The sequence below is a fragment of the Deltaproteobacteria bacterium genome (assembly GCA_040223695.1).
Taxonomy (GTDB): Bacteria; Desulfobacterota_D; UBA1144; order Nemesobacterales; family UBA2774; genus JAVKFU01.
This window is the reverse complement of record JAVKFU010000015.1, coordinates 65,969-89,750: the sequence shown is the minus strand read 5'-3', so window position 1 is coordinate 89,750 and position 23,782 is coordinate 65,969. Positions and strand designations below refer to the sequence as shown.

Here is a 23,782-nt window from a genome sequence, read left to right as displayed (position 1 = left end):
AAAGATGTTCAATGAATGAGTAATACTTCAAAAAGTAAACAAACAAAATGTAATGAACCGGAAGAAAACAAATATAGAAAAAACCAAGCAAAAAGCCGCAAGAAAAAGTATTTCTACATTCAGCAAGCTGAATGAACATCTAGATAATGAACTCATAGAATTAGCTAGAAGTGTAGCTATAAGCAATGAAATCGGAACCTTAATTAAAGAAAGGACTAATGCTTTTAGACTATTAGCTAATTTATCAAACCAGTCTATAAATGTCCCTCTGAAAATAATTCAAGAGCACACAAATCAGCTCTTTGATTCTATTAAACTAATGGCACAACAATCCAATGCCTCTGCATTAGCAGCACTAACGCCGACATTTGACGCACTGACATTGCTTCATAGTTCGATTGCAATAAAAACCGAAATATTTCAAAGCATAGAAGGTGCATTTATCAACCTCCCGATTGATGAGATACAGAGGTCACTAAGTAAAATAAAGAGTGTTGATATTGATATAACTGAATTTAAACCCTATAAAGTCCCAAACCATGAGTACCTGCTCAGAACAACCACCACAGAAACCACAGATTTAGGAATAATTAAGCTTAGAACCATTCAACAGACTCAGATGCAAGTACAAAGTCTCCAGGGCGATGTAAAAAAAATGAAACAGTTTGTGCTTGAAGATGGAAAAAAGAAAGATGAAATGCTTGAAGAATTGCTTGATTACTTTCGAGATGGCGGCACGAGTACAGTAAAGGTTCAGAAGATTAAATATAACAAGAAGACAGCCGAGTTGATAATTAACGATAACACTATCGGCATAAAAACAGATACAAACCAGCATTATCTGTGCAAAATCTTATTTGCGAGCAAGAAGAGTATTCAAAGGGTTTGGGAAATTTATGATATTGTAGAAGCTTTGGGTGAAAATGCTGACAGTCTCGATGGATGGGTAAAAGTAATATATAGCACGGTAAGACACCTGAATGAGAAAATACAATTTCAAACAGGAATCGAGAGGTTTATTCTTTATGATAACAAGACTGTAATGGTCAACCCCAAGTATTTGGACTTTACTTAATAAGTTGCGCAAATCTGCGCAACACCCCTTCCTGTAATCTCAGAGTATGCAATCTGAGGTTAAAACTTCGCGACAACTAAAAATCAACCAAAGCTTTCAAAACAAAGAAGCGAATACCAGATTGCTCAAATTTTTTGAGATTCTTGTAAAGATAAACAAGCGTGAAAAATTGGTGAAAAATGAAAGCTCAGATCATAAGCGAAATTCAAATAATACCTATAAAGCCTAACAAAGGACTCATAGCCTTTTGCAGTTTTGTGTTTTATGAAGCTATTTACTGTGGTTCTGTTGGAATATATACAAGACCTCAAGGTGGATACAGGCTTGTATATCCAACTAAAAAAGTTAATGAAACTAATTTAAATATATTCCATCCGATTAATTCCAAAATCGGAAAGATAATTGAGCAAAAAGTATCAAAAGAAGCAGAAAAAGTATTGATTTAGGCAGATCAAGCTAATTAGTGAAAATGTAATGATTGACACAATAACTATCAGACTCACAGAATCACAGTTCAGAATTTTAGACCATAATAAATTCAGCCCAAGCACTTACAATTTTTTTCATCCACCATATGCAAGGATGGGAAGCAGAGGATATATCGATGCTTATCAAAATCCCACAAAATTAGAACTGCAAGAAGGGACTTACAAGCCCCAGTTGACCTTGCGCAAAAGATGGCAAACACCTGAACCTTTAGTTGTTCTTTATATCCAATTTTCAGCACCAAAAATTTTATTCGGAAATAATTTTGATGAACTAGTGGACTCGGATTTAGATAAAATCTTATCCGAGCTAAGCTCAAGGTTATTTGATATGGGAGTTGGGCTGAGAATAACAGATTTGAATGAAGCAAAGGTGACAAAAATCCACTACGCCAAGAATATAGTATTGCCGGACTATGTCATTCCTTGCATGGTTATTGGAGAAGTCAGAAAAATAGATTTTAATCTACACCAGGAACTTACAGAAAGGGATTACAGAAACTCGGGACACAGCATCCGTTTTCATGCTAATGATTTTGAGCTTATTTTCTATGACAAAAAGAAAGACCTTCAAAAATCAATGAACACCGACAAGAGATCAATTGAAAAAGATAATGCCATTCAACTCAACCTTTTCGAAAAAACAAAAATGAAGAAACCATTTGAAGTCTTAAGAATAGAGGCAAGACTCAATACATCTAACAAAATTAAAAGTGAATCGGGCATTTCCAAGAAAGATCATACTCTGAAATCATTATTCAGCAGTCAACTCAGTAGTAAACTATTAAGACGGTATTGGAGCAATCTACAGCAAAACTATCGCTTGCTAAGTTATGATATTGAGGATAAAGAGAAGTTTCTAGCGAGCTTCATCGTTAATAACCCTGATGCAAGGCTTTCCAATGCCTTATCAACTTATGCCCTAATAGAATTTACAAAACAGATGGGTATAAGTAAGTTTAGAAATCTCATTGACAAAAAATTCAGCAGACGTACCTGGTATGGTCTGAAGGGAAATCTCAATAAATATAGGTTGGATGGGAAGCTACCCGATCATTTTGATGCAATTACTAATGCTTTGAAGAACTATGAACCGCTACATCTTAATGACTATCAAGATTAAATTTGATTTACCTTAAATAAAAGTCTAAGATGTTTCAATATATGGAAAATATGATAGCGGACTTATCCAAAAGAATAAAACAAGCCAGAACAGACAGAGAAATTACACAAAGGGAGCTTTCTAAGATGTCAGGTGTAAGCTATTCCACCTTGACCAAGCTTGAATCAGGAGTTATTAAAAATCCATCATTTGAAGTAATATTCAGGATTACTAAAGCCCTAGATATAAGAGTTGATGATCTAATCGAGAATTGAGCCAGGAGCTATATGATAAACACTAAAGAATATTCAAACTTTATATGGGCAGTAGCTGATAACCTCAGAGGAGATTACAAACAATCTGACTACGGAAAGGTCATACTGCCATTAACAGTTATAAGAAGACTCGATTGTGTCATGGCAGATACAAAAGATAAAGTCCTAGAACAGTACGAAAAAATCAAGAATAAGAATTTGGATGATCCGGATTTGTTACTTAATAAAACTGCCGGATACAAATTTCATAATCATAGCAAATACAATTTTACCAAACTGATTGCTGACCCGGATAACATAAAATCAAATCTTAGAACTTTTTTAAATGGTTTTTCTCAAGAAGCTCAAGACATTCTGGAACATTTTGATTTTGATAAGCAGGTTACGAAGCTTGATAAAGCCGATCTCCTATACCAGATTATCAAAAGATTTGAAGAGATTGATCTTCATCCCAAGAAAGTCAGCAATCTGGAAATGGGATACATATTTGAAGAGCTTATACGCAAATTTGCGGAAGTATCCAATGAGACCGCTGGAGAGCATTTTACTCCAAGAGAAGTAATAAAACTTATGGTAAATCTTCTCTTTAGTAATGACAGTGAAATCCTTTCTAAGAAAGGAATAGTTAAAACTCTTTATGATCCCGCATGTGGTACGGGCGGGATGCTCACAGTTGCAGAAGACTATCTCAATGAATTAAATCCTGATTCACGATTAGAGCTATTCGGGCAGGAAATAAACCCGGAATCATATGCTATATGCAAATCAGACATGCTGATTACCGGGCATAACGCTGAACATATAAAGTATAAAGACACACTTCGTGAAGACCTGCTCAGAGATAATAAGTTTGATTATATGCTTTCTAATCCCCCATTTGGGGTGAAATGGAGTAAAGCTGAAAAAGAAGTGAAAAAAGAATATGAGGAGTTAGGTTTTTCTGGCAGGTTTGGTGCGGGCCTCCCTAGTATAAGTGATGGATCCCTACTCTTCCTACAGACGATGATCGCAAAAATGAAATCAGCAAATGGCGGTTCACGAATTGGGATTGTATTCAATGGCTCTCCGCTTTTTACCGGAAATGCAGGAAGCGGCCCGAGCAATATCAGAAAATGGATTATAGAAAATGATATGCTGGAAGCAATTGTGGCCCTTCCTGATCAGCTTTTTTATAACACTGGAATATCGACTTATATCTGGATTGTAACAAACAGAAAAGAGCCAAATAGAAAAGGCAAAGTTCAACTTATCAATGCAGTTGAGTTTTACAAGAAGATGAGTAGAAGCCTCGGAAATAAGCGCAATGAAATAAGTGATGAAGATATTGATAGAATCACAAAGATTTATGGCAATTTCAAAGAAGGAAAGTACTCAAAAATATTTGATAATGAGGATTTCGGATATTACCAAATCACAGTTGAAAGACCCGAAAGAGATGGAAATGGTAACGTGGTTGTAGATAAAAAAGGAAATCCAAAGCCAGATTCAAGCCTGAGAGATACAGAAAATGTACCGCTAAACGAAGATATTCAAGAGTACTTTGAGAGAGAGGTTAAGCCTCATGTACCTGATGCATGGATTGATGAGAGTAAAACCAAAATAGGATACGAAATCAACTTCACAAGATACTTTTATGAATTTAAACCTCTAAGGCTTTTAGATGAAATCACAAAAGATATATTAGATTTAGAAAAAGAAACTTCCGGCTTATTAAAGGAAATATTAAGTTGAAAGCTTACAAAGAATATAAAGATTCTGGAATTGAGTGGATTGGAGAGATACCAGAGCATTGGAATAGAATAAGAATCAAACACTTAGTAAAAATAAAAGTTTGCGATGGCCCTCATGAAACTCCAGAATTTGTTGAGGAAGGAGTACCATTTATTTCAGCAGATGCAATTCAAAATGGTCAAGTAAACTTTCAGAGGAAAAGAGGGAATATAACAAAAGAAACATTTGCTGAGTATGCAAAGAAGAGCAAAGTGATTAATGGAGATATATTATTCTGTAAGTCTGGTTCAACTACTGGAAAATCAGCGATTGTTAAAACAAACGAGAGTTTTGCAATCTGGTCGCCCTTAGCAATAATTCGTGCAAACGAACATCTAGTTGACAATTATTATCTGTATTCGTTTATACAATCTAATTTATTTCGTCTACAGGTTGAAAATAGTTGGACTTTTGGAACACAACCTAATATTGGTATGGGGACTTTAGAAAATTTATGGATTCCCATACCGACTTCAAAAGAACAAACCCAAATAGCTAATTACCTAGACTACAAAACCTCTCTAATAGACAGACTGATTGAAAAGAATCAAAGATTAATTGAACTACTTGAAGAAAAACGCTCGGCAATTATCAACCAAGCAGTAACGAAAGGTTTAAATCCAAATGTGAAAATGAAAGATTCTGGAATTGAGTGGATTGGCGAAATACCAGAGCATTGGAAGATTACTAGGTTAGATTATGAGTCAGATGTAATTGATCCCCAACCCGACCATCGTGCACCTCAAGTAGATGAAAATGGACTACCCTATATTGGTATCAGGGATATAAATTATGATGGTTCTATAAATATTGAGACTACTCGAAAAGTTCAGGAACTGGCTGTTAAAAAACAAGAAGAAAGTTTTACAGTTGATGATGGAGATATTGTATTTTGTAAAGTTGGAACATTAGGGCTACCAAAACATATTATTAAGCCTAAGATAAGATTTGCTATTTCTGCTACCTTAGTTCTTATCAAAGTTTCAAAATTTAACGATTCTAGATTCATAAAATATCTATTAGAAAGTAATTACATTAACAATCAGGTCGAAAATAACTCCACAGGTTCAACGAGAAAAGCCTTAGGAATACAAATAATTAGAAAATTTAAGTTTCTTATAATGGAATTAAAAGAACAAACTCAAATAGCTAATTACCTCGACTACAAAACTGCACAAATAGACAAACTTGTTGTAGAAAAAAGAAAAACAAACGAGTATCTAAAAGAATATACAACAACACTCATATCTAATGTTGTTACAGGCAAGGTAGATGTAAGAGATATAAAAATTCCTGAGAATAGTAATTAAAAGTTATGTCAGATATAACCAAAGAAAAAACATTTGAAGCTAATATAGAAGATGTCCTGATCACCAAGGGCGGATATGTTAAAGGTGGGACTAAAGATTACCTCTCAGATATTGGAATTGATCAAAAAACTCTCCTTCAATTCTTACAAAAATCACAGCTTGAAAAGTGGTCGCAACTTGAAGAATTACATCAAGACAGTATAGAAGACAAGGTAATTCAAAGGCTAGTCAAAGAACTTGACATTAAGGGCATGCTCCGCTGTATTCGGGAAGGAATAGATGATCACGGAGTTCATATTGACCTTGCCTATTTCAAGCCCGAATCAGGTCTTAATCCAGACACGATTGAGAAATACGAACAAAACATCCTAAGTGTTACAAGACAAGTTCACTTTAGCACTAGAGAGCCTGAAAAAAGTGTTGATATGGTCTTATTCCTGAATGGACTGCCAGTTGCAACAGTAGAACTGAAAAACCCATTCACAGGTCAAAATGTAAGTGATGCTAAAAAGCAATTTATGTACACAAGGGACAACCGAGAAATACTATTTCAGTTTAAAAAGCGTGCTTTGGTTCATTTCGCTGTAGACCCGGATGAAGTTTATATGACCACAAAGTTACAGGGTAAAGAAACAAGATTCCTGCCCTTCAATCTAGGCTTCAAGAACGGGTCTGGCAATCCGCCAAATCCGGAAGGGTACAAAACAGCATATCTATGGGAAGAAATCTGGAGCAAAAATAGCTGGATGGATATTATTCGCAGATTTATTCACTTAGAAAAAGATGAGATCAAGGTTAATGGGAGAACAAAAACAAAAGAGACTATGATTTTCCCTAGGTTTCATCAATTGGATGTAGTCAGAAAAATTACTCAAGATACTAAAGAAAATGGAGTTGGGAAAAACTATCTTATTCAACACAGTGCAGGAAGCGGTAAAAGCAACTCTATTGCATGGCTTGCTTACAGATTGTCCAGCCTTCATGATGCTGAGGACAAGCAGATATTTGATTCGGTAATTGTAGTAACAGACCGTGTGGTTCTTGATCAACAATTGCAAGACACGATATTTCAATTTGACCACAAAAGTGGAGTTGTAGAAAAGATAGACCAGGATTCCGCTCAACTTGGCAATGCAATCAAAGCGGGAGTAAAAATAATAATCACCACAGTTCAAAAGTTCCCATATATTCTTGACCGGATAAATGAGTTTAAGGCTAGAAAATATGCAGTGATAGTGGATGAGGCCCACAGCTCACAGGGTGGGGAAACAAGTAAGAAGATGAAAGAAGTTCTTACAGCTAGGACTTTAGAAGAAGCGGAAAAAGAAGATGTTTCCAGTGAAGAAACATATGAAGACGAGATTAGGCAATCGATGGAGGCAAGAGGGAAGCAAGAGAACTTAAGCTTCTTTGCTTTTACCGCTACTCCAAAACCCAAAACCTTGGAAGTATTCGGCACTACCAGCATAGACAGCAAGCCGAGATCATTTCATCTTTATTCAATGAGACAAGCCATAGAAGAAGGTTTTATTCTGGATGTATTGAAGAACTACACAACCTATAAAACCTATTTCAAAATATCCAAAGCCATAGAAGATGACCCCGAGATGAACAAGAAAAAAGCCAGTAGAGCAATTGCTAGATTCTTGACACTTCATCCACACAACTTAGCTCAAAAGACAGAAGTAATGGTTGAGCACTTTAGACAAGTGACTATGAAGAAAATTGGCGGCCATGCGAAAGCAATGGTGGTAACAAGTTCAAGATTACATGCTTACAGGTATTGGCAGGAGTTTAAAAAGTATATCAATGAGAAAGGATATACAGATATTAAAACACTTGTAGCTTTCTCAGGAGGTCTTAGTGATCCGGACACAGGTGAAAAAGTGTTTGAACCTGAATTAAATGGATTCGGAGAAAAACAACTACCAGAAAGATTTAATACCGATGAGTACAGGATATTGCTAGTAGCCGATAAATATCAAACAGGTTTTGATCAGCCTCTTCTTCATACTATGTATGTAGATAAGAAACTATCAGGAGTTCAGGCCGTTCAGACGCTATCCAGACTTAATAGAACACACACAGGGAAAGAAGATACTTTCGTGCTTGATTTCACAAACACTACGGATGAAATCCTGGAGGCATTTCAACCTTATTACGAAAGGACGGCACTATCCGAAAGAACCGACCCCAATCATTTATATGATCTGAAAAATAAACTTGAGGAAAAACAAATATTTTGGGATTCTGAAGTTGAAAACTTTGCCAAGATATTTTTCAAACCACAGCAAAAACAAACAATTCACGATCAAGCAAAATTATATGCAATAATACAACCCGCCATTGATAGGTTCAAAGCACTAGAAGAAAAAGAACAGGATGAATACAAAATTACATCAACTGCCTTTATTAGAACGTACGCCTTATTGTCACAGATTCTGCCTTTTTCTGATGTGAAATTGGAAAAACTATATGCATTTACAAGATTGCTCAGAAACGCACTTCCTAAAGAAGAATCCGACAGATTTGAGTTAAATGATGAAGTGGCACTTCAGTATTATCGCTTACAGAAAATATCTGAAGGTACAGGTGTTCTTGAAAAGGAAGGTGAAGTTGAGCTTGATCCGACAATTAGAGAAGCGGGGATAAAACGGGATAAGGATGATGAAGACTTAGCAAAATTAACCGAGATTATAAAGATAGTGAATGAAAGATACAGTACTGATTTTGCCGATGCAGACAGATTATTCATAGATCAGGTTGAAGAGGATATTTACAACAACAAAGAGTTAATGGAGCAAGCAAAAGTAAATTCAAAAGACAACTTCAAATATCCATTCGGAGATGAATTGCTTGACATGCTCATTCAGAGAATGGAAAGAAATGAAGACTTTGCGATGAAGTTTATTAACGACAGCAAGCTTAGAACAAAGCTTGAGAATTACTTGATCTCCAAGATATACAAGAAACTGGAAAAAGAAGACGTAGAGAAGCTTATCAAACAAGGCGAAAGTCAAAATCTGGAATTTAAATCAACACTAAGATGGGACGTAAAACAAAAGAATGTAAACAAGGAGTTAGAAAAAATTATTCTTAAAACAATTGCTGGATATATGAACTCAGATGGCGGTCAATTAATTATTGGTGTTGAGGATAATGGGAATATATTCGGACTGGAGAATGATTACAAAGCATTGGGAAATGCCGATAGAGATAAATTTGAGAATCATCTCGTACAAATTATCAAGACCTCAATTGGTGTGGAATATGTTAAGTATGCAAATATCATCTTTGATGAAGTTGATCACAAGGACGTATGTCTAATTACAGTTTTAAAAGCGGATAAGCCAGCCTACGTAGACTTTAAAGGTAAAGAGGAGTTCTTTGTTAGGACAGGAAATAACACAAGCCCCTTGAGCATCAAAGAAGCTCAGGAATATATAAGAAATCATTGGACATCATGAAGGCAATACTTTTAGCAAGGGTATCAACAGAAGAGCAAGACACAGTAAGCCAGTTAATAAAACTAAAAGAGTACGCAGACCAGAACGGGTTCATTTATTCCAAAGAAGATGTATTCGATTTTCATGAATCAGCCTATAAAAGCAACCGAGAACATTTTCAAGAAGTAATTGAGTATTTACATAAGCAGACAGAAAAAGTTGCACTGTGTTGCGATAAGGTTGACAGGCTTTTAAGAAATTTCTTACATATAAGACCTATCCAGGAATTATTAGAACAAGATAAGGTTGAGTTACACTTTTCATCTGAAAATCTAGTCTTAAAGAAAGATTCATACGCTACTGATAAATTCAAGTTCAATCTAGGAGCATTATTAGCTCAATATTACTCAGATGCAATTAGCGATAATGTTAAACGCTCTGTGTATAAACGAATTAAATCAGGTCAAATACTCGGCAAAGCACCATATGGGTATAGAAATGTAAAGATAGATGACGACACCAAGACAGTCGAGGTTGATCCATTTGCAGCCGAAGTAGTGCTGAAAATGTTTGAGTGGTATGCAACGGGTTCATATGCAATAAGTGAGCTTAGAGATAACATATGCCAAAAATTTAACGTTAAGTTAGCCAAATCTACTATTGCTATTATTCTTGAGGACAAATTTTATATTGGTATTGCTACGTATAAAAAAGAAGGTACTGAATATCCTCATATTTATCCATCCATAGTTCCAGAGAATATTTTCAATATAGTTCAGAATATTAAAGCAGGCCGAGACCCGTTTTCAGGGTCAGGTATTAAGTATGCTGGTAAGGAGTTCTACTATAGAGGAATTATTAAATGCGCTGAGTGCGGCTACTCTATATCTCCAGAGGAACACAGAGGTAAAAAATATTACCGTTGCACCGAGTATGGCGGTAAGCATAGAGCGCAATATGTTAACGAAGATGTCCTTACAGATGAATTTGTAAAAGTATTTAAACGTATATCAATATCAGAAAACACAGCCAAGAAAATAATACAAGATTTACATCAATTAAATGAAACCAACTTTATGCTATCACAAGAACTAATTGATAACCTTAGAAAAGATAAAGACAAAATTCGAAATCGGAAATCGAAATTATACGATGCATATTTTGATGAAAGTATTACTAAGGACATGTATGAAGCAAAATTGAGACAGTATGATTCGGAATTAAATAAAGTTGAAGACAAATTAAAAAGTGTAGATGAAACCGATAAAAACTTCTATGTTACTGCCGATTATATAATCCAGCTTGCTAAACATAGTAGTGAGTTATTCAGATGTTCAGAATATGAGGAAAGAAGACTACTTATCAAAACAGTACTTCTGAACGCAACTTGGAACGGCGTAACCCTTTGTTATGATTACAAAGAACCGTTCAATTTACTTGCAGATATGAACGAGAGTATGGTAAGGGGTGCGTGACCGGACTTGAACCGGCGGCCTCTGGGGCCACAACCCAGTGCTCTAACCAGGCTGAGCTACACGCACCATATTTATCTTTAGTCGGAGTTAATCAGAGAAGAAATATTACCATAGAAAATATTGTAGACAAATAATTAAGTTCATACCGGCCGCTTCCAAAGCTATTCGGCGAGTTACACGAATTTTCGGCAAGAAATATCTTCAGGGTATTATCCGGAATAAATATGGTTTTTATTGCTGATTCCTCAAAACAGAATGACATTTCCGGCCGTTTTCGTAATACCCGTTTCCCGGTTTCCTGTTCCTTCCGCATGTATATTCAAAACCGCACGATTCAACGGCCCTCCGCCATGAGCCGAAATGATATTCGGCGGCCGAGATTAACGTCGTCATCCCCTCTTCCCTCAGCACCGAGGGCCTCAGATTGTAACCTTTCTTTTTCAGTCTTTTAATTTCTTTATGAATCTTCTCCCTGTTCCATTTTTTGTTGTTCCTGGTGCTTTCGTAGTCTATCCCGCATGCCTCTACCGCATTACGCCACGAGCCGAAAACCTTGCACGCCTTAATGTAGAGATTTGTGTGTTCTTTCGCTACATTTGACGGCTTCTCGGCCTCAGGTTTGAATATCGTTTTTATTTCCCTTTTAACCCTCTCCGCTCGCTTGACCATACCTACCCTATAGTCAAGTTCCATGCCATAGATAAGCCCATGTAGTAACTGGATATTTTTTTTACGTCAGCACAAGAGGCCGTCTTATTATCTGACAGACGACATATTACGATTGTGAACAGGGGTTATTAATTCCGGAAACGAGCCTCCCATATCCGAAAAACCTGTAAATACAACTTATCATTAAAATTAACTCTATATCACACTTTATTTATATGATAGTCATATAGGTACTAGGGTTTGCATATCTATAGAGGGGGACATAGTGATGCAAAACAGGATGAATAACTTACGCACCCGCGTGAGCTTTAAATTCTTACTTAAACTCTTTCTGGTTCCATTTTTACTTGTTTCGATATACGGCGGATGTAACGGCGGCGGTGGCGGCGGTATAACGCCTCCTCCCCCTCCCCTCCCATCCCCGATCAACAAACTAAATGTAGAAATACTGGACGCATTCATCAACCAGGACCGCCGGCCCATGGCTACAATCAAGCTCGAAGATGAAAACGGTAACCCCTTGAGCATAGACGACCTGGACCAAATAAACTTCATCATCGCGAGAATCGTCGAGAGCGGTGAATATATAGACTACATTACGAGGAATCAGGACGGCGCCATCCAGGCATCCGCGGAAAGAGAGGGAATTTTCGAAGACCTGGGGGGCGGTGTTTTCAGCTACGCCTTCGAGACCATACTCCCGGAGGGTTTTAACACAAGCCAGACTCATACCGTAGCCATATACGCCAGAAGGGTAGTCGGAAGCGATGAATGGATTTCAAACGCTACCTTCGACTTCGTGCCTGACGGGGGACCTATAACACGGATCAGGGATATAGTGGCTACGGAAGCCTGTAATAGCTGTCACGACCCGCTGGCCCTCCACGGAGGGATCAGAAGAGAGGTCGGGGTATGCATTACCTGCCATACCAGCAAAATTATAGATCCCGACACCGGAGAAACGGTGGACCAGATCGACCCCGATTCCGGCAACAACATCGGCTTTAACATAATGATACATAAGATACATATGGGAGAGATGCTGCCAAGCGTCGAAGCCGGAATGCCTTATTTCATAGTGGGATTCATGGGTTCAGTGCATGACTATTCAGAAGTCGTATTCCCTCAGGATATAAGAAGCTGCACGAAGTGTCATACGGATCAGGCATTACAGAGTAACGCATGGAGAACCGAGCCCACGAGAGCCTCATGCGGCTCCTGCCACGACGATGTCGACTTCGCAACGGCCACGAACCACCCCGTAGTGCAGCTCAACGATAATAACTGTTCCGGATGCCACATTCCTCAATCAAACACCGAATTCGATATTTCGGTTCCGGGGGCGCATACAGTTCCGCTCAGGGCAAGCAGCCTGCCCGGTGTCAATTTCGATATAGTTGACGTGAAGAGCGCGGAAACGGGGTCCGCTAGAGTAGGCCCAGGAGAGCATGTTGAGGTCACATACAGTATAAGAACAGACGCGGGTCAGATTATATCTCCTGAAGATATGGACTCCATAAGTCTGGTTATATCAGGGCCCACCACAGATTATTTCATACAGGACTATATGGGAACCGGCAGTCCGATACCTGGGGAAGATTATTTCTTAAGGGAGAGTCCAGCTGGAAGTTCCGCCGGTCCTGACGAAAACGGCAATTTCACATACACCTTCGAAGGTATGATTCCGACTAACGGCAGCGGCACTTACGCAATAGGAATAGAGGGGAGGATTGCAAGAGAAGTAGGCGGAGAGAATCTCATATTATTCGAAGAGGTCGAGGAAGCAGGCCAGAACGTGGTCATATACTTTGGCGTAACGGACATAGTACCGGTGCCCAGGAGAATGGTCGTTGACAACACAACCGAAGATGAGTTCTGTAACGCGTGCCATGGTACTTTCTCCAAGGATTTCAGCATACACGGCAACCTGAGAAACAACACCGAGTACTGCGTATTGTGCCACAACCCGTCGGCCGACGACATAGAAGTAAGACCCGTGCCTGAGGGCGGTACAGCCGTCACGGCCGCCATAGATTTCAAGGAGATGATACATAAAATCCATACGGGCGAGGACCTGACAATCAAGCCCTATATAATCTTCGGTTTCAGGGGCAGCCTGCACGATTTCAGCAATGTTCTCTACCCGGGAAACAGGAGCGACTGCGCTGCATGCCACCTTCCCAACACCAACATCCTAAATCCGGGAATGGGAGTTTTGGGAGACGGTGTCCGGGCGTCATTTTTCAGGGAGTTTGAAAAAGAGGGGGACGAAAATGTGGTACTTGCCACGTTCTCTACTCAGCCTGTGATCGATGCGTGCGTATCGTGTCACGACGATGTAGGCGTTAACGCCGCAGGAAACGCACTGACGGGTGAAAACCACCTCGCCGGTCCTCAGCCTGAAAGCGCGTGCGTTAATTGCCACGCAGCGGGTGAGCCGCTTGGAGCCGCGGAAGTCCACTTACCTCCGCTGCCTCCGAGTGAGCGCATAAACCGCCCGGAACGAGAATAGAAGAAAGGTCAGAAGCTCAGATGAGAAAAGCCCTGTTACTCATATTTCTATTACTGTCGGTTTCGTGTGTGGGAGAGGATAACGAAGGACAGGATTTCGGCAACATATTTAATTCTACCGAAGGTTTGATCCTGACGGAAAAAGACCATCCGTCAGGATTTGGAAGAGAGGACTGCTTTGTCTGTCATCCCCTCGAAGTAATACATCAGGTTGACCGTTCCGGGACAGGGACGGTGCCTCTTGATGAAATACAGGAATTTGTGCTCATGGAAGGACCGGCAAGCTGTCCAATATGTCATGGAGATAACGGGGTGCCGGAGCTAATGGAGTAAACCCGATAAAATGGCGAAAAAATTATTCAATGCCGCGGTCATACTATTGTTAATAGCTTCAGCCCGCAACGCGGCATTGGGCCAGGAAGAGATAATAGAACCGCAGAGCACAGGCCTATATGGAAACGCAACCGCGCTCTTTCAGGCCCCAAGCCCCTTGTTGAACGCTTTCAGAAACAAAAAATTCGTTTACCCTTTTTATCAGTATCTTGATCTCAGTGTTGTAAATCCGAGGAACAATTTCACTTTCAATACCTTTCTGAGGGGAAGAGAGGTGTTTAACGGCGACCAGGAGTCGCTCGACGTTTACAACGCGTTTCTGCAGTTCGGGAACGACGCCAAAACCTATGAGCTTCGCATAGGAAGGCAAATAAATACGGAAAGCGTAAACTTCGTTCTTATGGACGGGGCACTTGCGAGAATCAAGCCCATTGACGGCATTGAGCTTGTAGCATACGGTGGTTACCAGAAGAGGAGCCTTCAGCCGGATCCCGAGGAGCCTGCGGACAGTTTCGGCATTTACGGTATAAAACTCAAAACCGACGCCATTTTAGGATCGCTGATATCGGTGGGATACGAGTTATATGATCCCGATGATTTCTCGACCAGGCAATTTATTAACGTAACCTTCAACCGGGTCGTCCCGTTTACAGACTATGCGGACATATACGGTCTCGCGGAAATAGATATAAAGGAAGGGAACCTCGGGCTTCTCACGGCGGGCGTGAGTATAACTGTCCTGAGGTCGCTTTATGTCAACCTCGAGTACGACACCTACAACCTTGACGAAGACAGGGACGAGTTTCTTCTCGACCCTATTTTCGATCTCTTTTCCGACGGCAGAATGCAGCAGGCCAAGGTCGGGGTCACGTTCGTGCCGACCGCATACCTTGAAATTAACGGAAGCTACGCTTTTTCGCATTACGATGTCATAGGAAACGATTCTACAAACGGAAACATTGTAAAATTGGGGTTGAACTTCGATTTCTGGCGGCAGATCGGCTTGAGAGCGTTTCAGGGGTTCTATTACATCGAAGGGGCCGGGGACAACGACCGTGCGGTAGGGATGAATACGAGCGTCTACGAACAACTGACGAGCAACTGGCAGCTGGAGTTTGCTTTTGCCTACGCATACTATGAAAAAATAACGAATCAGGACGGAAACGCCTTCAGTTATATCGTGGGGAGCGAATACGTCCTCTTCAGGAATCTTGTAATGAGAACGGCGATTGAATTCAATACAAACCCGGATTTCGAAAAGGACGTGAGGGTCGATATGGGACTGAGCTATTATTTTTCGAAGAACCTGTGATGAAACGGATACTTAACATAGCGTTCGCGGCGCTTGCGCTCGCCATAATCGGATGCGGCACGCAGAGCGGGGAAGAAAACGCCTCCGGAGCGAAGCCTAAAGTGCCTCTAGACGTAAAGATGAACTACTCTCACGAAGTCCATAAGAGCGTCATGGAAAAAGAGGGATTTGACTGTTTCGTGTGTCATACGGTGAATTTGGAAATCGACCCTGCGGAAGAAAAAAGCGCGGAAGAGATGATAAAAGCGTCAAAAGAATCTTTTTACCCCGGAAAAGAGACTTGCCATTTCTGCCATTATAACCCTCAGGCGGGAAATATCGCCCCCGGGGACTGCAGTACGTGTCATTTCAACATGGCCGAGATTCAACCCAAGAATCATAACTTCAACTGGACATCGAAGCATGCGGTCTTCTCCAAGGCGGATCAAGAGTCCTGCGAGAACTGTCACAGTCCCAGGTACTGCGAGGACTGCCACAAGAGGAGGGACTTTACGATAGTAGCTCACGACAGGAATTTCAGATTTATACACGGCATAGAGGCAAGGGCAAACCCGAGGCAGTGCGGGAACTGCCATCAGGTTACTTTTTGCAACACTTGCCACACACAGGGCGGATATGATTATTAAGTATGGACTAATATTATTTATGATTCTGGTTTTCCCCGTCTTTCTACTCGCACAGGAAGAAGAGGAAGAAGAGGAAAACCCTCACGCCGAGATGGTGGACGACGAGTTTGTCTGTCTTGACTGTCATACGGAGGTTCCGAAGGAGGGAATGACAAGCCCTACTTACTTTCTTGTAGACGCGCCTTCTGAGAACTGCCTCGGTTGTCATGACGAGACTACGCATCCAGGCTCAGAGTTACACCTGGGAGAGGAAGCCAAACCCCTTCCCGGAGATGAGAACGACGGGATAGCCTGCTTCACCTGCCATGACCCGCATCCCGAAGGAGTCATAAAAGGAAGGACGGTTTACGACGCGGAATTGACCGAAAGGGAAATGAAATTCATACGCCTCATCGTATCGCCGAGCCTTAAAGAGGAATTAAAAACCGATGTTGAGATAGAAGCAAAAAAAGAAGTGCTTTTGAGAGAACCATTCGGCAAGGCATGTATTACATGCCACGAAAACGTAAAATTCAGGGGGAGTTACATACCATGGTACAAATTTACAGATATGTATACGTATTAGTTTTGTTAGCCGCATTGTCAGCCGGAGCCTACGCCCAGGACGCATCGGTTGAGGGACCCGCGGTCTTTGTCGAGGGCAGATGTTACACATGTCATACAGTTAAAGCCCAGTCGGCTGAGATCGAAGCGGCAAAAGAGGCTTTTGCCAAATCCAAGGGTGTCGAATTAAAAGAAGACGAGGATGAAAAGGAAGAATCCAAGGGCGGCGACCTGTCGGACATAGGCAATATGAGAGACCAAAAATGGATCGCCACATTCCTGAAGGATCCGAGAGACTACTTCAAGGACGACAAGAAATGTAAAAAAGAGGCGAAGAAAAAGTACAGAAAAAGATTCAAGGGCCCTGACGCACAGTTCGAGGTTCTCGTTACATATCTCACAACCCTTAAATACGGCGACATGCAGGAGGAGGGCTTTGAGTCCTGCATTATAGAGGAATGATAGTCTAAGAGGAATTGAATTGATGAATCCCTTTCAGCAGAGTGTGAGTCTGTCGGGCGACGGTTTGTCTCTTGCGGCATGGATTGTGCTAGTACTGAGTTTGATATGCATATTTTTAATTATAAGAATCATAGTACAGGACCCTAAAAAGGTTACACAGCCTTTCGGCAAGTGGCTTTTACTATTTATATTTTTTGCTCTTTCCCCAATCATTTACCTGCTCAATTTTAGTGTAGCGGTTGAGGACTCAAAAAAAGTTGAGTTTTGTGACTCCTGCCACATAATGAACGGTTATGTGAGTGACCTCCAGGATCCCGACAGCGAGCATCTGGCATCAATGCATTATCAGTACCGCTGGATCGCGGAGAATCAATGTTTTGCCTGTCATTCGGATTACGGCCTTTTCGGCGATGCGAAGGCAAAAATGACAGGGATTAAACACGTTTGGGCTTACTATTCTGGATATGAAACTCCAATAGAACTCTACGATACCTATAACAACCGGATTTGCCTCAGGTGCCACGCGCCTGTAATTTCATTCCAGGAAACAGAAGAGCACGAAGAGAACACGCCCGAAATACTGTCTAATAAAATGTCCTGTCTCGGGGTCGACTGCCATATTAGAACACACCCCGAGGAGGCATGGAGGGAGTAATGAATATTACTCACGGATGGATCAGGAAGGTAGTAATTATAGCGAGCGTACTCAATATATCGGCGCTCTTGCTTATAGTTCTTTCCGTCATTAATTTTAATCCGATCACGCTCTTACTTTCCGTATCTGTGGGCGGAGCACTAATGGGCGCCGCTATAATACTTTATATTATTGTCGTGTTATCAGATTTAAGACAACGGGGTGTTCTCTAGAAGATAGGCCCCCTCCCCTCTCAAGTCGTGAATATCATCCAAAGGAAGGAAAATTACCCCTCCATGAGAATGAATATGCGGATTAGTTGCGGAGTAAATATTGAGTGAGATTGTAATAAGCGGCTCAGGCGTATATACGCCTCCTGAATCAATTTCCAACGAGGAGCTGGCAGCCTCTTTTAATAGTTACGTAAGACAATTTAACCAGTTCCGCGAAAAGGAAATTAGCGCAGGTGAGATAGAACCGCTGAGAGAATCCGGCCCCGATTTTATATACGATGTATCGGGAATAAGAAGCCGTTATGTCGTAAATAAAGAAGGAATTCTAGATCCCGGGATCATGCGTCCCAAAATCCGGGAATATTCGGACGAAGGCAAATCGATTCAGGCGATGATGGGAGAGCACGCCGGAAGAGAAGCCTTAAACCGGGCATCCAGGCGCCCGGAAGATGTAGATGCGGTAATAACCGCATGCACCGCCGTACAGAGACTCTATCCTCCCGTATCAATAGAAATACAGAAATTTTTAGGGGCAGCCGGTTTTGCTCTTGATCTGCAGGCCGCGTGCTCATCCATGCCCTTCGGCATACAGACGGCAGCAGACGCGGTTCGTCAGGGAAGTGCGAACTCCGCTGTCGTTATAAGCCCCGAGATATGTACGGCGAGAGTTGATTTCAGAGACAGGGAAAGTCATTTTCTGTTCGGAGACGCGGGGGCGGCTGTGGTGATTGAGAGAAAAGAAACCTCAAATTCCGGACACGCATTCGAAATTTTGAGCACCAGGCTTCGCACTACGTTCTCCGAGACCGTGAGCAACCGTTTCGGTTTTCTCAATCAGGCATCCATGGATAATATTTCATCGGATGCCTTTTTCAGACAGGAAGGCAAGAGGCTTTTTAGGGACATCGTCCCCCTGGCGTCGGATTTTATCCGGGAGCACCTGGATGAATCGGGAGTGAAGATTGCGGCTCTCAGGCGCCTGTGGCTGCATCAGGCCAACAGACATATAAACGGGCTGATCGGCAAAAGGATTTTCGGAAGAGAAGCTACACCCGAAGAAGTACCGATAATTCTGGATGAATATGCCAACACGAGTTCTGCCGGAGCGATAATAGCCTTTAACAAGCACAATAAGGACCTTAAAAAGGGAGATATGGGCCTTATCTGCGCATTCGGCGCAGGCTATTCTATAGGAAGCGTTCTTCTGAGAAAATTATGACCATAATCAAAAAGAAACAGCTGCTTTTACTTTAAAAACAGGGGTGTTAAAATTATGATAGAGAACGAGTTCATAGACCGCCACACTGGTCTTCACTACTCTATGAAAAACCGGCAAGATGCGAATACCACACAGCATACAAAACACTCGTTGTTCTACTGCTGAGCTCTATCGGGCTCACTCCCACTCCCGCTTTGGGGATCCTCAGCCGTGTACGCATCCGAGTTTTCCGGAGCAGTAATTCAGCATTCATCGAACCGGAGCAAATAAAATGAATACCGATATATTACACAGGGTAAGAGAAAAGCTCATTGATAATAATGAGAACATAACACTTGAGGAAGCCCGGGAGCTGGCTCTTATTCGTAATAAGGAGCAACTGCTGGAAACCATTTTCACTTCAAGTAAAGTTACTGAGAAATACCATCCATCCGGTATTTACCTTTGCAGTATAATCAGCGCCAGGACCGGGGCATGCCCCGAAGACTGCTCCTTTTGCTCACAGTCGATTTACAGTGAGTCCCCTTTGGAAGCCCAACAATGGATTGAACCCGAAAAGATACTCGAATCCGCAAGGAAGGCGGAAACCTCGGGCGCTTCCGAATTCTGCGTCGTAACCAGCGGCAGAGGGCCTAACAAAAGAACTTTCAATAAAGTCCTTGAGTCCGTCCGTCTGATAAGAGCCCATACAAATTTGAGCGTGGGATGTTCTCTAGGACTCCTGAGCGAGGAGCAGGCGGCTCTTCTCGCCGAAGCCGGGGTAAAACGCTACAACCATAATCTCGAGACCTCGCGAAGCTATTTCCCCCGGATATGCAGCACTCACAGATACGAAGACCGTCTTCGAACGGCACGGCTTGTAAAACAACACGGTATGGAGCTTTGCTGCGGCGGTATATTGGGCGTGGGAGAAACCGGCGAGCAAAGACTCGAACTCGCATTTGAGCTCAGGGAGCTTGAACCCGAGGTTATTCCCGTCAATCTGCTTAACCCAAGACAGGGTACACCGCTAGGGGGAAGAGCGCCGCTTCACCCGCTTGAAGCATTAAAATACATAGCGATATTCAGGATTATACTGCCGGGAAGCATCCTCCTATGCGCGGGAGGAAGGGAGTCGGTCCTGCAAGATTACCAGCCCTGGGCCCTGTTCGCAGGCGCCAATGCGCTCATAACCGGGGACTACCTTACAACAAAGGGCAATCTCCCGTCAAAAGATATTCAAATGATTAAAGAAATGGGACTTCCCGTATTAAAGTACAAACAGTAATGGATAGGATATGTCGGGGGCTGCGGCGAAAGAAATGATATTCACGGCCCATAGAGACCAAACTACAACTGAAGTTCCGCCTTATGTCCGAAATATACCTTATTGTCAATAATCCTTATCCTCTCAGGTACGACTTTAAATAAATCAACCTCCGCCGCATTAATTAAAGATTTCTCGTTAATAAGCATTTCATTCAGAAAGGGGTACTTTCTTTCATATACCCTTCTTGCCGGCTCAGTCTCTTCGGGCGGAACCCTGGAGGCTTTCCCCACTATCTGGAGACCCGTTATATTCCTCCATTCCAGGTAGTCCTTATTTATCGTCGCCGCAACATTCGGATTCAGAAGAATATTAATCACATGCCGCGACTCCGGCCTTGAAAGAAAGTAAAGGACAAACCCGTCGCTCGCATAGAAAAGGGACGCCGCACAAGGGAAATTCCGGCACAAGGTCGCGAGACTCATCGTGTTATGCTCCTTAAGGAGCTGCTTAACCGCCTCTTTCGTCTTGCTTACCATAATATTAATCGGACCGTGGTTGCTATGTAAAATTCCAGTGACCGAATCCGGCCAGCGGGGTTCCCGGAAGAGAAGTATTACCGTCCGCAGCGCTTATATAGAATAAATTCCGTTGGCATAATACGAGCAAATCCACTCATTAAAATTAGACCGCAATGCCAAAACCGTCTTCCACAATCCCGTGCTGTGATCTCCCGCCATTTCTATCCATTCCATACGAATCGCTTCCTCGCGGCAGGGTTCGATACAATTCCCTTCACTATCACACCTGTTCGCCCGGAAGAGAAGAGCAAAATCATCGTTCACCAGCTTGAGACATTTCGGAGTACATACTTCAACACACTTTCCGCAGCCGTTACATTTTTCCAAGTCTATAAACGGCAGCCATTTATAAGAAGCATCTCTCATATTTTCCCTCCAAAATTTATACTAATTTATTACCCGAAAAGATGACTCACATGCCCCGTGTAAGTTTTGGAGCCAATGACGCAGATAACCTTGCATCACCGTAATGAATTCTAATTATTATTCTTCCTTAAAGGGAATTTCGTCAAGGTCAGAAGTCCCTGTCCGTTTGAGACAAATGTCTCACTCGGGCTCTAAGTATGCGATGATAATTTATTTGAATTTTATCCGTGCCGGAGAAAATACTTCTATGAAAGAAGCTTGGCGAGCGAGTTTCTGTCCCTAATAATCATAACTCGCCGGTCACACTTGATTATACGCACCTTTTTCAGCCTCTGAACAGCTCTGCTGAGCGTTCTTCTCGACATACACGCCATCTCGGCCAGCTCCTCCTGGCTCAAGTTAAGTTTTATAAGAATTCCTTCCGATGAGGGCTCGCCGAACTTATCGCAGAGTCTCAGAAGAACTGAAACGAGACGCTCGTATGAAGATCCCAGGGCTATATTTTTAATATCCTCGTAAGATTCCGACAATTCGTCGCCCAGTGCCTCCGACAACCTGAAACTGACTTCCCCGCGTCTTTTCAAGAAACTCAGGAAACGCTCTCTATCCATAAAACTCAGCTGCGATTCTTCAACCGTCCTTGCGGTTATGTCATGGGGATTCCCCGATAAAACCGCTCTTGTTCCAACGATGTACCCGTTCGACGCATAACCCACTGTGACGGCCCTTCCGTCCGCTGCGTGAATAGAAAGTTTAATACGCCCCGAGCACACGCAATAAACGCCGCGCGGTCTTTCTCCCTCGAGAAATAAAATAGTACCGCCGGGATATTTCAACTTCTGCTGAATAGTCTCCAGCTCCTGAAGGCCGGATTGATTCAGGTCACAAAATATGCTGTCGGCTCTGGACCCGCATGTGGTGCAGCTCTTAAACTCCTGTCGCTTATACAGCTTCTTCATTGCGGTATCTCGCTTTATAGGGCTCGGGTATGTAAGCGCAGTAGGGCTCGGACTCCATATAGTCCCCTGTGACGGCATAGGCTCTCGCCCTCGAGCCTCCGCAGACGTCCCTATACTCACATAACCCGCATTTGCCTTTAAGCCCGTCATAGTCCCTTATCTCCCGGAAAAGCGGCGAGTTTCTGTAAATTTCCACTATGCTCTCGTCCCTCACGTTCCCGGCCGAGATAGGGAGAAAACCGCTCGGGAAAACCTCTCCCGTGTGAGAAATAAATACGAAGCCGTTTCCCGAATTAACACCCTTTGGCGCGAGTCCGATGCTGCCCCCCGGTCCGAAATCACGCGTCAGTCTTCCCGGAAGCTCTATTCCAGAATAACTCCCGCCGGCGTACCTGTTTTTCGTCTCCTGCTCTATCACGTAGCGCCTGTAGTGCTGTGCCTCGGTAATCTTGACTATGAAATCAACTTCTTTAGAAAATCTGTAAAGCTTTTCAAACAGCTTTTCATACTCAAGGGCCTTCATCTGCTTCAAAACCTTTCCTCTACCTACCGGGACAAGAAAAAAAACTTCCCAGAAGACTACATCAAGGTCTTTTACAACCCGCGCGATTTCATCGAAGCAATCGAAATTGTGACTGCTGAATGTCGTGTTTATCTGAAGGGGAATGCCCGCGGCGTGGGCGTATTCGGCGCCTTTCATCGTTTTATCGAAAGCTCCCGGAACCCCGCGAAAGGAGTCGTGCACATCACTATTCGGCCCGTCGAGACTTAGCGCTATCTGGGCCACACCGGCGTCCCTGAGCCCTGTCACCAGCTCCGGGGTCAGCCTTGACGTGGCTGCGGGAATCGTCGCCATACGCATACCGAGGTCCGCACCATGTGTTATAAGTTGAAAGATATCTTCTCGCTGTACGGGGTCGCCCCCGCTTAGTACCATTATCGGAGTTCCCATAGAGTGAATTTTATTGATGAGATCGAACCCTTCCAGTGTCGTGAGCTCCCCGGGATCACGATGACTTATCGCCTCGGCCCTGCAATGACGGCACGCAAGGTCGCAAGCCTGAGTTACTTCCCATATCGCGACAAAAGGGGTAACGGAAAAATCGATATCCTGTAATCTTTTCATGAGCGGCTCCTCCGGTATAAAGTA

Annotated in this window: 23 protein-coding genes and 1 tRNA gene; 18 read left to right on the top strand and 6 right to left on the bottom strand. The window is 42.3% G+C overall.

The features are described 5' to 3' along the window. Nucleotides 1-52 precede the first annotated feature (52 nt). The 8 genes from RIG61_04565 to RIG61_04530 all read left to right on the top strand — a co-directional run bounded on the left by RIG61_04565 (nucleotide 53) and on the right by RIG61_04530 (nucleotide 10,938). On the top strand, nucleotides 53-1,075 hold the full coding sequence (locus RIG61_04565) for a hypothetical protein (GenBank protein MEQ9618428.1): 1,023 nt from the start codon (nucleotides 53-55) through the stop codon (nucleotides 1,073-1,075). Nucleotides 1,076-1,254: 179 nt separating this feature from the next. After that, nucleotides 1,255-1,521 (top strand): hypothetical protein, encoded by a 267-nt coding sequence (locus RIG61_04560; GenBank protein ID MEQ9618427.1) that lies wholly within the window; start codon nucleotides 1,255-1,257, stop codon nucleotides 1,519-1,521. 136 nt (nucleotides 1,522-1,657) lie between these two features. Beyond that, the gene (locus tag RIG61_04555) at nucleotides 1,658-2,683 is read left to right on the top strand and encodes a hypothetical protein (GenBank protein ID MEQ9618426.1); all 1,026 of its coding nucleotides are present in this window, start codon (nucleotides 1,658-1,660) and stop codon (nucleotides 2,681-2,683) included. Nucleotides 2,684-2,724: 41 nt separating this feature from the next. Then, nucleotides 2,725-2,937 (top strand): helix-turn-helix transcriptional regulator, encoded by a 213-nt coding sequence (locus tag RIG61_04550; protein MEQ9618425.1) that lies wholly within the window; start codon nucleotides 2,725-2,727, stop codon nucleotides 2,935-2,937. 12 nt (nucleotides 2,938-2,949) lie between these two features. Then, on the top strand, nucleotides 2,950-4,668 hold the full coding sequence (locus tag RIG61_04545) for a class I SAM-dependent DNA methyltransferase (GenBank protein ID MEQ9618424.1): 1,719 nt from the start codon (nucleotides 2,950-2,952) through the stop codon (nucleotides 4,666-4,668). After that, on the top strand, nucleotides 4,665-6,017 hold the full coding sequence (locus tag RIG61_04540; GenBank protein ID MEQ9618423.1) for a restriction endonuclease subunit S: 1,353 nt from the start codon (nucleotides 4,665-4,667) through the stop codon (nucleotides 6,015-6,017). The genes RIG61_04545 and RIG61_04540 overlap by 4 nt, the downstream gene beginning before the upstream one ends. Before the next feature lie 5 nt (nucleotides 6,018-6,022). Next, complete coding sequence (locus RIG61_04535; GenBank protein ID MEQ9618422.1) at nucleotides 6,023-9,484, top strand: putative DNA binding domain-containing protein; 3,462 nt, start codon at nucleotides 6,023-6,025, stop codon at nucleotides 9,482-9,484. Beyond that, nucleotides 9,481-10,938, top strand: coding sequence for a recombinase family protein (locus RIG61_04530; protein ID MEQ9618421.1), 1,458 nt, complete (start codon nucleotides 9,481-9,483; stop codon nucleotides 10,936-10,938). Before RIG61_04535 ends, RIG61_04530 begins: the two co-directional genes overlap by 4 nt. Here the strand turns inward: RIG61_04530 and RIG61_04525 are convergent. Continuing rightward, nucleotides 10,930-11,004 (bottom strand) — tRNA-His (locus RIG61_04525). The genes RIG61_04530 and RIG61_04525 overlap by 9 nt on opposite strands. 165 nt (nucleotides 11,005-11,169) lie before the next feature. Beyond that, nucleotides 11,170-11,631, bottom strand: a complete 462-nt coding sequence (locus RIG61_04520) for a hypothetical protein (GenBank protein MEQ9618420.1) — start codon at nucleotides 11,629-11,631, stop codon at nucleotides 11,170-11,172. A gap of 256 nt (nucleotides 11,632-11,887) precedes the next feature. Here RIG61_04520 and RIG61_04515 point away from each other — a divergent pair, with 256 nt between their 5' ends. The 10 genes from RIG61_04515 (at nucleotide 11,888) to bioB (ending at nucleotide 20,747) form a co-directional block, all read left to right on the top strand. After that, nucleotides 11,888-14,119, top strand: coding sequence for an OmcA/MtrC family decaheme c-type cytochrome (locus RIG61_04515; GenBank protein ID MEQ9618419.1), 2,232 nt, complete (start codon nucleotides 11,888-11,890; stop codon nucleotides 14,117-14,119). A gap of 20 nt (nucleotides 14,120-14,139) precedes the next feature. Beyond that, nucleotides 14,140-14,451, top strand: coding sequence for a hypothetical protein (locus RIG61_04510; GenBank protein ID MEQ9618418.1), 312 nt, complete (start codon nucleotides 14,140-14,142; stop codon nucleotides 14,449-14,451). A gap of 10 nt (nucleotides 14,452-14,461) precedes the next feature. Next, a complete protein-coding gene (locus tag RIG61_04505) occupies nucleotides 14,462-15,763 on the top strand; it encodes a hypothetical protein (protein ID MEQ9618417.1) in 1,302 nt (433 codons plus the stop codon). Continuing rightward, entirely contained in the window at nucleotides 15,763-16,389 is a 627-nt protein-coding gene (locus RIG61_04500) for a hypothetical protein (protein ID MEQ9618416.1), read from the top strand. Before RIG61_04505 ends, RIG61_04500 begins: the two co-directional genes overlap by 1 nt. A 19-nt stretch (nucleotides 16,390-16,408) precedes the next feature. After that, nucleotides 16,409-16,954 (top strand): hypothetical protein, encoded by a 546-nt coding sequence (locus RIG61_04495; GenBank protein ID MEQ9618415.1) that lies wholly within the window; start codon nucleotides 16,409-16,411, stop codon nucleotides 16,952-16,954. Further along, nucleotides 16,921-17,394, top strand: a complete 474-nt coding sequence (locus RIG61_04490) for a c-type cytochrome (protein ID MEQ9618414.1) — start codon at nucleotides 16,921-16,923, stop codon at nucleotides 17,392-17,394. The genes RIG61_04495 and RIG61_04490 overlap by 34 nt, the downstream gene beginning before the upstream one ends. A 22-nt stretch (nucleotides 17,395-17,416) precedes the next feature. Further along, nucleotides 17,417-18,049 (top strand): NapC/NirT family cytochrome c, encoded by a 633-nt coding sequence (locus RIG61_04485; protein ID MEQ9618413.1) that lies wholly within the window; start codon nucleotides 17,417-17,419, stop codon nucleotides 18,047-18,049. Continuing rightward, nucleotides 18,049-18,261: a hypothetical protein gene (locus RIG61_04480; GenBank protein ID MEQ9618412.1), complete on the top strand. Its 213-nt coding sequence runs from the start codon at nucleotides 18,049-18,051 to the stop codon at nucleotides 18,259-18,261. The genes RIG61_04485 and RIG61_04480 overlap by 1 nt, the downstream gene beginning before the upstream one ends. A gap of 100 nt (nucleotides 18,262-18,361) precedes the next feature. After that, entirely contained in the window at nucleotides 18,362-19,480 is a 1,119-nt protein-coding gene (locus RIG61_04475; protein ID MEQ9618411.1) for a beta-ketoacyl-ACP synthase III, read from the top strand. Between the two features lie 271 nt (nucleotides 19,481-19,751). Further along, a complete protein-coding gene (gene bioB, locus RIG61_04470) occupies nucleotides 19,752-20,747 on the top strand; it encodes a biotin synthase BioB (protein MEQ9618410.1) in 996 nt (331 codons plus the stop codon). Nucleotides 20,748-20,809: 62 nt separating this feature from the next. Here bioB and RIG61_04465 read toward each other — a convergent pair whose 3' ends face one another. The 4 genes from RIG61_04465 to RIG61_04450 all read right to left on the bottom strand — a co-directional run bounded on the left by RIG61_04465 (nucleotide 20,810) and on the right by RIG61_04450 (nucleotide 23,758). Beyond that, on the bottom strand, nucleotides 20,810-21,265 hold the full coding sequence (locus RIG61_04465; protein MEQ9618409.1) for a pyridoxamine 5'-phosphate oxidase family protein: 456 nt from the start codon (nucleotides 21,263-21,265) through the stop codon (nucleotides 20,810-20,812). 93 nt (nucleotides 21,266-21,358) lie between these two features. Next, nucleotides 21,359-21,673, bottom strand: a complete 315-nt coding sequence (locus tag RIG61_04460; GenBank protein MEQ9618408.1) for a 4Fe-4S binding protein — start codon at nucleotides 21,671-21,673, stop codon at nucleotides 21,359-21,361. Between the two features lie 245 nt (nucleotides 21,674-21,918). Continuing rightward, nucleotides 21,919-22,632 carry a Crp/Fnr family transcriptional regulator gene (locus tag RIG61_04455; protein ID MEQ9618407.1) on the bottom strand — a complete coding sequence of 238 codons (714 nt, stop codon included), beginning with the start codon at nucleotides 22,630-22,632 and terminating at the stop codon, nucleotides 21,919-21,921. Further along, nucleotides 22,616-23,758 carry a TIGR04053 family radical SAM/SPASM domain-containing protein gene (locus RIG61_04450; protein MEQ9618406.1) on the bottom strand — a complete coding sequence of 381 codons (1,143 nt, stop codon included), beginning with the start codon at nucleotides 23,756-23,758 and terminating at the stop codon, nucleotides 22,616-22,618. The genes RIG61_04455 and RIG61_04450 overlap by 17 nt, the downstream gene beginning before the upstream one ends. Between the last annotated feature and the right edge of the window lie 24 nt (nucleotides 23,759-23,782).